Origin of the sequence: Paenibacillus phocaeensis (assembly GCF_900021165.1) — a bacterium.
Taxonomy (GTDB): Bacteria; Bacillota; Bacilli; order Paenibacillales; family Paenibacillaceae; genus Fontibacillus; species Fontibacillus phocaensis.
In genome coordinates, this window is the sequence record NZ_FCOQ01000018.1 from 220,324 (window position 1) to 233,421 (window position 13,098).

Annotated in this window: 9 protein-coding genes; 7 read left to right on the plus strand and 2 right to left on the minus strand. The window is 54.9% G+C overall.

What is annotated here, in order from left to right:
* The first annotated feature begins 1 nt into the window (after position 1).
* Complete coding sequence (locus tag BN3795_RS11130; protein ID WP_068784748.1) at positions 2-1,159, plus strand: glycoside hydrolase family 172 protein; 1,158 nt, start codon at positions 2-4, stop codon at positions 1,157-1,159.
* Positions 1,160-2,075: 916 nt separating this feature from the next.
* On the opposite strand, the gene BN3795_RS11135 is transcribed toward BN3795_RS11130, so the two are convergent.
* Both BN3795_RS11135 and BN3795_RS11140 read right to left on the minus strand, forming a co-directional pair.
* Positions 2,076-4,376, minus strand: coding sequence for a hypothetical protein (locus BN3795_RS11135; protein WP_068784749.1), 2,301 nt, complete (start codon positions 4,374-4,376; stop codon positions 2,076-2,078).
* Positions 4,377-4,504: 128 nt separating this feature from the next.
* The gene (locus BN3795_RS11140; RefSeq protein WP_068784750.1) at positions 4,505-5,365 is read right to left on the minus strand and encodes an AraC family transcriptional regulator; all 861 of its coding nucleotides are present in this window, start codon (positions 5,363-5,365) and stop codon (positions 4,505-4,507) included.
* A 195-nt stretch (positions 5,366-5,560) separates the two neighbouring features.
* Between BN3795_RS11140 and BN3795_RS11145 the strand changes: the two genes are divergently transcribed.
* The 6 genes from BN3795_RS11145 (at position 5,561) to BN3795_RS11170 (ending at position 12,878) form a co-directional block, all read left to right on the plus strand.
* The gene (locus BN3795_RS11145) at positions 5,561-6,883 is read left to right on the plus strand and encodes an ABC transporter substrate-binding protein (RefSeq protein ID WP_110945137.1); all 1,323 of its coding nucleotides are present in this window, start codon (positions 5,561-5,563) and stop codon (positions 6,881-6,883) included.
* A 92-nt stretch (positions 6,884-6,975) separates the two neighbouring features.
* Positions 6,976-7,851, plus strand: a complete 876-nt coding sequence (locus BN3795_RS11150; RefSeq protein ID WP_068784752.1) for a carbohydrate ABC transporter permease — start codon at positions 6,976-6,978, stop codon at positions 7,849-7,851.
* Between the two features lie 16 nt (positions 7,852-7,867).
* The gene (locus tag BN3795_RS11155) at positions 7,868-8,725 is read left to right on the plus strand and encodes a carbohydrate ABC transporter permease (protein ID WP_068784753.1); all 858 of its coding nucleotides are present in this window, start codon (positions 7,868-7,870) and stop codon (positions 8,723-8,725) included.
* A gap of 306 nt (positions 8,726-9,031) precedes the next feature.
* Positions 9,032-10,384, plus strand: a complete 1,353-nt coding sequence (locus BN3795_RS11160) for a glycoside hydrolase family 172 protein (RefSeq protein WP_232729907.1) — start codon at positions 9,032-9,034, stop codon at positions 10,382-10,384.
* A 3-nt stretch (positions 10,385-10,387) separates the two neighbouring features.
* Entirely contained in the window at positions 10,388-11,893 is a 1,506-nt protein-coding gene (locus BN3795_RS11165) for a glycoside hydrolase family 32 protein (RefSeq protein ID WP_068784754.1), read from the plus strand.
* Positions 11,894-11,915: 22 nt separating this feature from the next.
* Positions 11,916-12,878: a carbohydrate kinase family protein gene (locus BN3795_RS11170; protein ID WP_068784755.1), complete on the plus strand. Its 963-nt coding sequence runs from the start codon at positions 11,916-11,918 to the stop codon at positions 12,876-12,878.
* The last annotated feature ends 220 nt before the right edge of the window (positions 12,879-13,098 follow it).

A 13,098-nucleotide genomic window follows, 5' to 3' on the forward strand; every position in this document is an offset into this window, starting at 1 on the left:
TATGAACGAGTTATATTTGCGTAAGGAAGGGACGTCCCGGCGGCTGTCGAGCTGGGATCAAACGGGCGGCAACCGGGACTTCATGGTGATTGGTGCCGGGCAAACGGCGGCGATTGCGGAAATCGCCGGTTCGGGGGTGATCCAGCATATCTGGATGACCCTTGCGGCCAGGAACAAATACGCGTTCCGCAAAGTATTGATCCGCATGTATTGGGATGACGAACAGGAACCCAGCGTGGATTCGCCGGTCGGCGACTTCTTCGGCGTCGGGCACGGTGTGGCCAGCCATTATGTGTCTGCACCGCTTAATATGATCACGACCCAGGGCGTAATTGAAGACAAAGCGGCGATGAACTGTTTTTTCGAAATGCCGTTTCGCAAGGGAGCCCGGATCGAAATTATTAATGAGTGCGAAGACGAGTTGATTTTGTACTTTTACGTGGACTATGTGGAGAAAGAGGTGCCGGATGACAGTTTCTACTTCCACGCGTCCTGGCGCAGGGAGAATCCGACGCAAGGATTGGTGGACTTGGCTGCGCTGAAAGTAGAGCACGATCGGCAGGACAAGGCGAATTACGCCGACCAGAAAGTTTACGAGTTGAAAAACTTGACCGGGGACGATAATTACGTCCTGCTGGACGCGGTGGGGGAAGGCCACTATGTGGGCTGCAACCTGAGCATCGACCATCTGAACCCGATGCCGGGCTTCAGTTGGCCGGGGGAGGGGGACGACATGTTCTTCATCGACGGCGAACCGTGGCCACCCCGGCTGCACGGGACCGGGACGGAGGATTATTTTTGCGCCGCCTGGGGATATCCCGCCGGAAAATATGACGCTCCGTACCACGGCTTGTCGCTGTATGCGCCGATCCGGGAAAACGGCGATGCGTGGAAAGAGAGCAACACGATTTCGTTTAATGACTATTCCGGCAAAATGACGCAATACCGCTTCCATATCGTCGACCCGATCATCTTCCGCAAGTCGCTGCGCTTCAGCATCGAGCACGGGCATGGGAACGCCCAGTCGAACGACTATTCGTCGGTCGCCTACTGGTATCAGCGCGAGCCGCACAAGGCGTTCCCGCAGATGCTGCCCGTCTCGCAGCGTCTGCCGATCCCGGAGAAGGTCAGCGCAAGGTTGTTCTACCGGACGTTCTAGCGACGGCGGGGAGGGCGAGGGGGAGGGCGGTCAGCGCGATCGAATGTGGTCTAGGCGTTTGAAAGATCAGGGCGATCAATGTGATCGATGCAGTGGAAATGATGAAAGCGATCGAAGCAGTGAAAGCGGTTGAGCTTCAACGCGCTATGACACCTTCAATTTTCGCACTGCCCGCCGCCCGTCGTCCCGCCCCGTGCGCAATTATTCTAACGCTTGCCAGAGAGCTTATTTGGCCAAAAAGCGGGTAGTTTTCATTCTAACGCTGATCAGAGAGCTTATTTAGGCGAAACTGCCCCTTTTTTGCACCGAAACCGGGAAATAAGCTCGCTCATAAGCGTTAAATTTTGAACGCCCCCGTTTTTGGGCAAATAACGTTTCCTGCAAGCGTTAGAGGTTCCGCATTGTTGCTGTGTCCCCGTCAAGCGCCGATTTCGGCTTTGAGTTCTGAGTCATTTTCTACGCTCAACCTGCAAATCGGCGCTTGATGAACGAGGCGGTGCATGCAGGGCGCGCTCGCACCGGGTGCACTCAGGGCGTGGTGCACGCAAGCGGGGCCTGTCCCGCCGCCCCGTCCCGCCCCGTGCGCAATTATTCTAACGCTTGCCAGAGAGCTTATTTGGCCAAAAAGCGGGCAGTTTCCATTCTAACGCTGATCAGAGAGCTTATTTAGGCGAAACTGCCCCTTTTTTGCACCGAAACCGGGAAATAAGCTCGCTCATAAGCGTTACATTTTGAACGCCCCCTTTTCTGCGCAAATAACGTTTCCTGCAAGCGTTAGAGGTTCGCGCACGGGTTCACACGCGGATAGAAAACAGAGGCAAGCTCGGGAAATTCCGAACTTGCCTCTGTTTTTTGGGGTTGCGCGCCCGAAGCCGCAAGGCTAGGGGGCTAGCTGCGGCCCATGCCCACCTCGCTCTTATTCGTTGGGAGAGTAGGTCGTAATGATAAAGGATTTGCTTTCCCCGGGCAGCAGGGTTTCCTGAAAAATAACGGTGGTACAGCCGTTGTAATAACCGTTGTCCACGCGGCCGACAGGCGGATTGCCGTTGACGAACGTCCGGGCGCTGGCCGCTTGTTCGCAGGGAAGCTCCACCAGCACGGTCACCGCCTTGGCGCCGAAATTGGCTGCAATCGCTTCGGCGACATTCCCCTCTCGGCGGAAAGAAAGGTTGAACACGCCGCTGCCAAGCCGGACGTCTTCCCAAGCGAAGGAACCGGCGGCGTGCAACGGGCGGAAGGACAGCCGGCGTGCGGGCGCGTCATAGGCGATCCCCAGGATCCGCGAGGCGAACAGGCCGGCAAATACCCCCGACGCCCAACCGCTTTTGCCGCAGTTGTGGTGCCGGACCACATCGCCGTATCGTGCGCCGTTAAGGTAAGGCCACCACCAAAGCGAGCCGTCGGCATCGGTTAGCTTGCGGATTTCCGTCAAATAGCCATCCGTTCCGGACATGGAAGCGAAATCCGTCAGCATGCCCATTCCGCTCATATAACCCGGGAACGTGCAGGCGGCATGATCTCCCCATTGAATGCCTCTGGATTCCGGATTATAGGTGGGATTGTGCGTGCTCAGCGAGAACTGCATATAGTGCCGGTACGCCGGATCGTCATAAGCGGCGTATCCGTACAACGGCATGAGAATCGTATCGGATTCCTCTCCGTCATGGTGGAGCAAATCGACCGCCCCGTCTTTTGTCAGCCGGCCGATGAATTGCATGCCGAAATCGTCGTATGTTCCTTTGTACTTGCTTGCATCGTCTTTGAGCGCATCGCTTCCGGCGCTTGTTCCTTCCGTATACTGAAGGCCAAACGGGCCCTCCACCGTATTGTGTTGCTGTAAATCCTCCTTGAGGTTTGCGGCGATGGTCCGATAACGTTCGGCGGTCTCCGTATCCCCGAACACCTCGCGGACGATGCGGGCGTAATGGTGGAACGCCGCCCAGGCCACGACGTTGGAGCCCGTGTGGTAATCGCCGAGCGAATACGCGTCGGACAACCAATCCGAGGGGAACAGCCACGGGCCGTCAGGCCTCCGCGTCCGCAGCGTTTCCTCGAGCAGCTTGCGGATGCGTAGATCGATATTCGGCCGCTCCAGGAACCACCGCTTATCCCCGGTGCTTCGGTAATACAGCCCGGCCATCACAACGGAAGAGAGGGAGTTGCTGAGCGAGTGGGAAATCCCGCCCGGGTAGCGATTGCCGGCCGGCCGCACCCCGTGCTCCAGAAACCATAATGCGCCTTGCTTGAACAACTCCGGTTCGGCCGTGTGGAAGGGGAGGAGGGAATAGTACATATCCTTGTTCCAGGTGAACTCCGTCGTCGGATACGTTCCCCAGTTCGACCCGACGATGGCCCCTTGGCGATCCATAGCGATCGATCCCAGGGACTGCAGCATCGCCCGTTCATAGAATTCCGCCGCGAACGGATCGTCTTTCATTTCAAGCCGCCCGAGCAAGCTGCGGTAATAGGCCCAAGTTTCGTGAAGCCAATAGAGCGTGCCCTTCTCATTGACGAGCCGAGGCGTCTCCTCCCCAGGCGGACAGAGGACCACCGGTATCCAGACGTCTCGCCCCGGAGCCAGACGGAAGGATACCGCCCCGCTTGCCGCATACCAATCTTCTCTTTCTACAGGATAGACGCAGACATCGGGTCCGGAAAATACCTGATCCGCATCGGTATCCGCACGCGGAAGCCGTACCTCGCCATGGATCTCCTGCCCGGACCGGTTCTCGAGATGCAGGCCGTATACCGTTCCCCGCAGGCGCACCGCACCATCGGCGGAGACTGGAGCATAGACGAGCAACGTCGCCTGAACGTCCCCAAACCGGAACTCGGTCATGGGGAACAAATTATCCAACAAGGAGGTAGCATAAGGAAGATCATCCTGACCCAGATCAAACTTCTGCCCGCCCAGCTTCAACCCAAAAGCGTACGGCCCCGTCTTGCGGAAGTCTTTGCACATCCAGACGCCGGGAATATTGTCGCTGGCATATTGGCCGTTATAAACGGTAATATACTTGATCGATCCGTTCATATTTACGTTGACGAGTGTTTGGTTATTGGAAATATCGAAAGTCAGTTCAGGGTCGGGCAGCTTGCGCCCGAAGAAACTGGCCTCGTCGTTAGCGGCATACCGTCCGTTCTCGTAGACGACGCCAAAGAAACGGCTTTGGGGCAACGCCAATGCCTCGCGGATGGTTTTGAAGGTTAGCGTCATTTAAGTCATTCTCCTTTGCTGGTAAATTTAGCGGCCTGCGGCGCTTTCCTTCATTATTCGGGAGGCGGGGCGCCGAAAGATATAGGAGAATTTTTGGATTATGGGATTTTGTATAGCGCTTTCATAAATTAGTTCCTGTAAAAAGAAGGGGGAATCCCGTCCACCGTTTTGAACGCCCGGCTGAACGCGTGGATGTTCGGGTAGCCCATTTTCTCAGCGATGGCGTCAATGGAATCGTCCGTAAACTGGATCAAGTGCTTAGCGCGTTGAATCCGGATAAATTGGTGATATTGCAGCGGGCTCATGCCGAAGGCTTTCTTGAACAGCCGGATTAAATAATGCTTGCTGATTCCCGACATTTTGGAGATTTCCTCCAGGGTGACTTTGCGTTCCGGCGTGTTCATCAGAAAGTCCTTCACCTTAAGCAAGGTCTGGAAATTGGTGATGAGATGCGGATGAAGGTTCCAGTAATTTTCCCGCAAAATTTGAATCCATAATTGAATGAACAACCCTTTGATTTTAATTTCGAAGAACGGCATTTTCAGATCGAACTCGTTGATCAATTGAATGAGCATCTGTTCGATCAGCAGTGGATTCTTGAGGCGGAGATGGCTGGATAAAGGGACGGGCATCTGGTCCATGATGTCATCGCGGAACCATTGCTTCTCCTCCTCCGAGATTTTATCCCAGGAGCGAAAAGAGACCTTAATCCCCGGACTGTCCGCTTGATAAAAAAAGTCGAAATGAATATGGGGCTGACGCAGCTTGGGACTGGTTTTGCGCAAGGAATGGCGTTGCCCCGGGCGAAACAGAAAGATATCCCCTTGCTTCCCCTCGTAAACCTCGTCTTCGATGGTTACCAGAAGCTCCCCTTCCATCACATAAAGCAATTCGTAATCAAATAATACCCGTTCCTGAATAAACCACGGTTCCGTGTTGATGTCGTCCATCGCCACCCGAATATACGGCGACAAGCTGTCCAAGATCATCAATCCGTACCTCCTCCAATCCAAATTTTCCCCTACGAATCGAAGCAACTTTTGATAAATAATCCATAACATCTGCTAAATACAACCGCTTACATTCGTAATAGAATGGCATTGTTAGAAGGAGGCCAACCTTCAACTTAGATTAATATTTGCACAATTCATGCAAGTCTTCAAGATGAAAAAGGGGGAATGAAGATGAAGAAAGGTTTGTCCGGATTGCTAAGTGTGTTGATATTGTTGACCTTGTTGGCGGCCTGCGGCAGTCCGAAAAATGAAAGCGCTGCGAATTCGGGGAACGGGAGTTCCGGCGAGGCGGACGCGCCGTCCGTCACTTTGGATATCGCCATGCACGTCGCCAATGTCAAGGATCAGGAACCGGCGATGTATAAGGCAATCGAGGCTTTTCAGGCCAAGTACCCCGAGATTAAGGTTAATTTGACCGGGGCAGACACGAATGATCATATCAAGAAGATGAAGATTCAGGCCCAGACCAGTGAAATGCCCGATATTTTCTGGATGCTGCCCGCACCCGCCAAAGAGTTGAACCAGGCCGGCCTGCTGCTGGATTTAAGCGAAATGGTGAAAAATACGCCGGAACTCGCCGCCATCGATCCGATGATGCTGAAAAACTACGAGGACGACGGCAAGTTATTCGGCCTGCCGTATCAATCGCTGGTGACCGGACTTTGGTACAACAAGGCCCTGTTCGAGCAGTACAACGTCAAAGTGCCGGAAACCTACGAGGAACTGGCTGAAGCGGCCAAAGTGTTTAAAGCGAACAACGTGGTCACGATCGCACAGGGCGCAAAAGACAATTACAGCATTTGGGCTTTCCTGGGCATGTTTACTCGTTACGGTTACTTCGATAAGATCGACGCGATTTTGGCCGGGGAAGAGAAGTTCAACAATCCCGACTTCCTCCGCTTCTTCGAGAAAATCGCCGAACTGCAAAAACTGGGGGCATTCCCCGAGAACGTGACGACGCTGAGTTATTTTCAGGCGGTGGAGATGTTCACTTCCGGCAAGGCGGCGATGCTGGACGCCGGAGCTTGGGAAACGGGCAAGCTGGAGGCGAGTCCCATTGCAAAGACGATCGGCTTCTCCTGGGGCCCGACGTTTAGCGATGGTGTAGGGAATCAGAAGATTTCTATGATTTCCGCCTCCGCCCCGCTAGTGGCCGGAGCGAAGGTGAAGGAAGACCCGGCGAAATACGACGCCGTCCAGAAATTCTTCGCCTTCTATTACAGCCAGGAGGGCATGCAGATGATGGTGGATAACCAATTGCCGCCGATCACCCCCGTTGAGACTAATGTTGACGCAGAGGCGCATCCGGTGTATGCCGAGTTGATCAAGGCCATGAACGAACCGGGATGGGAGAAGCCGCTGGCCCAGCCGGACCTGGTGGTTTCCGACGCGATCGGCAACACCCTGTACGACAGCATCTACGGAATCATCAACGGGTTCTACACGCCGGAACAAGCGCTCGATCTGATCGACAAGAAAGTCGGACAGCAATAACGAAGGCAGGAAGAAGGGGGTTATGGGCGCGGGGCGGCTTGTTCGTCCGCTCCTCCCTTCGTCTTTTGTCAGGATAGGAGGAACCTAGAGAAGTGATCTGGTTAAGCAAAAGAAGAAGCATTTTCCTGATGCTGTTTCCGACCTTGCTCCTGTTTACCGGTTATATCCTGATTCCGATCCTCATTTCGTTTTACTACAGCACGACGAAATATACGGGCATCGGGATCGCGGAGTTTGTGGGATTGAACAACTACAAGCTGCTATTGGGCGATTCGTTCTTCTGGGTCTCCCTGAAAAATACGTTCATTATTCTCGGCGTATCGCTGATCCTGCTGGTTCCGCTGTCGTTCCTGCTGGCCCTGCTGCTCAACCGATCCTTCAAAGGCAGCGGCGCGCTGAAGGCGCTGAACTATACGCCCAGCATTATCGCGCCGATCGTAGTCGGTCTGATCTGGGTGTTCGTGCTCGATCCGCAAATGGGCCTGATCAATATGCTGCTCACCAAGCTGGGGCTTGGAAACCTGACCCAGATGTGGATCGGCGGCAAGGCGCTGGCTCCTTACTCGATTGGCGTCGTGTTTGTCTGGCAGCAGCTGGGATTTATCGCCACGATTTTTCTGGCCGGACTGAAAATGATTCCCCGGGACGTGTACGAATCCAGCGCCATCGACGGCGCCGGGTCCTGGCAGCAACTGCGGCACATCACGGTGCCGATGATGAACGAAACGAACAAGATCGCCGTCGTGTTGGTCATCACCAATGTGTTCAAAATTTTCGAAACCGTATTTATGCTCACCGGGGGCGGGCCCAACCATCAGTCGGAAGTGTTGGTCACCTACATGTACAATACGACCTTTACCTCGGCGGAATACGGCTACGGGATGGCGATTTCAACCGTTACTTTCCTGCTGACCGTGCTGTTCTCCGTCGCCTATTTGAAGCTAAGCCAATCGAACATTGAGGATTAAGGGGGGAGGGATGAGGATGGGTGCAACGACGAACGCTCCTTCGAGCCGCAGATGGACAACGCTAGGCGGGTACCTCTTGGCTTATGGGGTGACTTTGCTCATTTTACTGCCGGTGCTGTGGGTAGGGTTTCTCTCTTTTCGCAACAGTAGCGAGATATTGAACAACCCGTTCAGTTGGCCCGAGTCGTGGAGCTTGGAAAATTACACGCGGGCTTTCGCCACATTGGATTTTTTCACCTTATATAAAAATACGATCATCGTCGCGGTCCTTACGATCGTGATCGAAATCATCATCACGTTCATGAGCTCGTTTGCTTTAACGCGTATGGTGTTCAAGTCGAAGAAGCTTCAGAATCTGATCCTGCTCTATTTCATTTCCGGCCTGGCCATTCCGGCGTTTATTCTGATCTTTCCCGTGTACCGGATCACGATCCTGCTGGATTTGCTGAACAGCTACTGGTCGCTGGTGTTGCCCTATATCGCAACCTCGATTGCATTTAATACGTTGCTGTTCACCGGATTTCTGCGCGGATTTCCGAGGGAAGTGGAGGAAGCTGCGATTATCGACGGCAGCGGCTTATATACGCTGTGCAAATCGATTGTGTTTCCGATCATTACGCCGGTCGTGTCTACCGTATTCATTTTCAATATTCTATATATCTGGAATGAGTTTCCGTTTGCCGTGACGTTGATCAGCGATGCGGCGAAATATACGATCTCGCTGGGCATCTCTCAGTTTAAAGGGGCGTTCAGCATCGATTACGGCGGGACTTTGGCCGCCGGCATTTTGATCATTGTGCCGCAGCTGATTTTTTTCGGCGTGTTCCAACGGTTTATTATCGAGGGCATGACGGCCGGAGCGGTCAAAGGATAAAAGGGAGTTCAAAAAGTCATCTTTGGATCACGAAGCTATCCTCGGAAGGTTATTCGACGTCGAATCTTGAATTCAGCCGGGCCAAGCGGATGCTTCCGAAGCATGTTTCCTGCGGAAACATTTCAGTTGCTCACGTACCTCTATGTACGCTGCGCTACTCAGTCCCTAGCTTCATCCAACCTTCTCGGTGCTGAAAACCTGACTTTTTGAACCTTCATTGGAACGGTAGTTCAAAAAGTCATCTTTGGATCACACTTTTATATCCATGGTTTCACCCAAATTTATGATAGATGAAGGAGAGAACTCATGATGCAACATCAAAGCGCAAATTTTCTGGGGCAGCTCACCCAAATCAAACAAGTCCGTACGGCCCGCGTATCCAGCTGGGACCAGGAAGGGAAGAACCAGGATTACTGGATGATCCCGGCAGGTGAAAGCGTCGTGCTGGGCGATATCGAAGGACCCGGCAGCATCTCGCACATCTGGATGACTTCCTTCTGCCGCCGGGTGCTGGGCCCCAGCGTGATGCGTCCGGATCTTGGTGCCAACATCGCTCCGGTCAACGAAATTCATAACGCGCTGGGCGTAACGTGGGAGATGGCCGATCCGGCCTGGTACCGCAAGGTGCTGATCAAAATGACCTGGGACGATCAGGCCTATCCCAGCGTGCTTGTGCCGCTTGGCGACTTCTTCTGTATCGGCCATTCCATGCCGGGGAACTTCGCTTCGCTGCCGTTCACGGTGTCCGTCAAACCGGAGGAACAGTTCAAATTCGGCGGCGTTGCTTCCGTAAACTGCTATTTGCCGATGCCGTTCAACAAGCGGGCCAAAATCGAAATCATCAACGAAAACGATGTGCCGTTCGGCCTTTATTTCCATATCGATTACGAGCTTTACCGCCAGCCGCTGGATGCCGGCACCGCCTACTTCCATGCGCAGTGGAGACGCGAATATCCGTGCGACGGATGGGGTGCGAATTTGCAGGTCAATACGCCGGAAGTCAATCGCGTGGCTAATCTGGACGGAGCCGGGAACTACGTGGTTCTGGAGACGGAAGGGGAAGGCCATTATATCGGCTGCAATTTATCGGTGACGCACTTCCAGGGCAGTTGGTGGGGGGAAGGCGACGACATGATCTTCATCGACGGGGAAGAACTGCCGAGCATCGTCGGAACCGGAGCGGAAGATTATTTCAACCACGCCTGGGGCATGCAGAAAAATGCGTTTCCGTTCTGCGGATCGATCGTGCATGAAAGCGATGTGCCGGGTTATCAGGTCTCCTATCGGTTCCATCTCACCGATCCGATTCACTTCTCGAAAAGCCTGAAAGTGACGATCGAGCATGGTCATGCCAATCACCTGGCCGACGACTGGTCCTCGACCGCCTATTGGTACCAGACGTTGCCTTCCAAGCCGTTTGGCATTCTGCCGGTCGAGGAACGAATCCAACTGATGCCGCAGATTGCCAATATCGCCAAGCCGCAAAACGTGTCCTTAAATCCGGAGATGCAGCAGTCGCAGGAGATGGCCAAAGAGCGTATGAACGCCTACTCTGAAGGAAGAAACGCCGAACTGCAGAAGAAGCTGGACCGTACGCCTTGGCATTCCGAGGGCAACGTGAAGCAAGCGAGACAAGTACGTCAAGCGATGGAGGAATAATCGATGACTCTTCAGCAAGGTAGCCGGGAGCGGCACGCGTTGGCCTTGGCCAAAGCCGAAGCGGCGATCGCCGCGATCCGGGAGGAAGCGGCGCGGGAACCTTCGCGGCACAAATATCATTTTATGGCGCCCGCTCGCTGGGTGAACGATCCGAACGGTCTGATCCAGTTTAAAGGGGAGTATCATCTGTTTTACCAATATTACCCTTACGGAGATCGCTGGGGCGCGATGCACTGGGGGCATGCCCAATCGAAGGACCTGGTGCATTGGGAGCATCTGCCGATCGCGCTGGCGCCAAGCGAACCTTACGATCTGGATGAGAGAGGCGGTTGCTTCTCCGGGTCGGCCGTGGACGATAACGGAGTGCTGTCGCTGTTATACACCGGTACGGTCATCCGGGATGGACAAGCGATCCAAACCCAGTGTCTGGCCACCAGTTCGGACGGCATTCATTTCGAGAAATACGAGGGTAATCCCGTGATTGCCCTCCCTCCCGAGGAGGGTTCGGCCGACTTCCGCGATCCGAAAGTGTGGAAGCACGACGACACTTGGTATATGGTCGTTGGCACGGGCAAGGACGGGCGGGGCAAGGCGCTGTTGTATCGTTCGCCCGATCTGCGGAAGTGGGATTACGTCGGCGTCCTGGCCGAAAGCGACGGCAGCCTCGGCACCATGTGGGAATGCCCGGACTTCTTTCCGCTTGGCGATAAGCATGTGCTGCTATTTTCGCCGATGGGCATGGGGAATACGAAAACCGTCTATCTGGTCGGGGATATGGATTACGAACGCGGTATCTTCACCTGGGACGTGCAGGGCGAGGTTGATTTCGGCTTCGACTATTACGCGCCGCAATCATTGCTGGACGATCAGGGCAGAAGGATCATCATCGCCTGGCTCAACTCCTGGGACTGGATGCCCTGGTTCAAGGATTTTGCGCCGCCTTCGCAACAGAAATGGTGCGGGTCCATGTCGATTCCGCGCACGGTGGAGTTGGACGCAGACGGGAAGCTGAAATTCCTGCCGGTGGCCGAGCTTGCATCGCTGCGGGAAGAAGGCCAGGTCAGCGGCGAACAGCGGATCGCGGCGGACACGGAGAAGGTCTTGGCCAGACCGGAGGGCAACGCCTGGGAGATGATTGCCGAATTTGATCTGGCGAGCTGCGAGGCTGAGGAGTTCGGGCTCAAACTGCGGGTATCCGCGGACGGGACGAAGGAAACGGTGCTCTCCTACACGCCGGCGACGGGAATGCTGCGGTTCGATCGCAGCCGCTCCGACGGCTGGAGCGAAGGCAGTTGCGAATGCCAACTGGAGGCGTTCGGCCAAACCACGCTGAAGCTGCGAATTCTGATGGATACCAGCGTAGTGGAAATTTTCGCCGATAACGGCCGGACGGTCATGACCTACAACCTGTTTCCGCATGCGGACAGCGTTGGTACGCGGTTGTTCAGTCGAGGCGGGTCGGTAAACTTGGTCTCGCTTCAATGCTGGACACTCCGCCCCGTATGGTGAAGAGAGAGGGAGGCGCAAGCGGATGTTTGACGCGGTGACGATGGGCGAGCTGCTCATCGATTTTACGCCGGCCGGGAGCTCCGAGCAGGGGCAGGCGTTGTTCGAATGCAATCCCGGCGGGGCGCCGGCCAATGTGGCCGTCCTGCTGGCGAAGCTCGGCATGAAGACGGCGTTCCTCGGCAAAGTGGGAACGGACCGCTTCGGCGAATTGCTGCGGGATACGCTGCAGCACTATGGCGTGGATACGGCGGGACTCCGGTTCTCCAAGGAAATTCATACGACCCTGGCGTTTGTCCACCTGGCCGAGAACGGGGAACGTTCCTTCAGCTTTTGTCGCAATCCGGGGGCGGACCTGACCTTGGGCGAGGATGAAGTCCATTACGGCCTCATCGAGCAGTCCCGGGTGTTTCATTTCGGTTCGCTGTCCATGACGGCCGAGCCGGCGAGAACCGCCACCCGCAAAGCTCTGAAGCACGCCAAGAGCAATGGGCTGCTGATCACGTTCGATCCCAACCTTCGCGAATCGCTGTGGACTTCCTTGGCCGCCGCCAAGGAGGCGATCGAAGAAGGGCTGGCCTATACGGATATTCTGAAGGTTTCCCAGGAGGAGTTGACTTTTCTTACGGGACAAGAGGATCCCACCGAAGGCACTCTGCAATTGATGCGGGCGTACAACATCCCCCTGATCTTCGTAACGCGAGGCGAATACGGGTGCTTCTACCGCTATTTGCATGCGGTGGGCACCGCGCCGGCCTACCCTGTAAACATGGTGGATTCGACAGGGGCGGGGGATGCTTTTTTCGGGGCGGCCATCGGCAAAATCCTCGAGATCCCCGGCGGGTTTTACCGGATGACCGTCGATGACGTGGCTGAATGCGCCCGGTTCGCCAACGCGGCGGGAGCCTTGACTACAACGAAAAAAGGCGGGATTCCGGCGCTGCCGGATAAAACGGCGATCGATCGCTTTTTCCGGGAATTAAAATAACTTCCGATGAGGACAATGCAATAAACCTGTCGAGTTTGGCGCTTGACCGGTAGAATCCGCAGCAAAGTGGGGATGAGCGCTTATCCCGGAAGAGCAACGGGAACGTTTCATCCTCTAACGCTGGCCACAGAGCTTATATTAGCCAAAATCATCGTTTTTCGATTTTAACGCTTGCCACAGAGCTTATTTCTATTTTTTTGCTACCAAACCATGGTTTTTT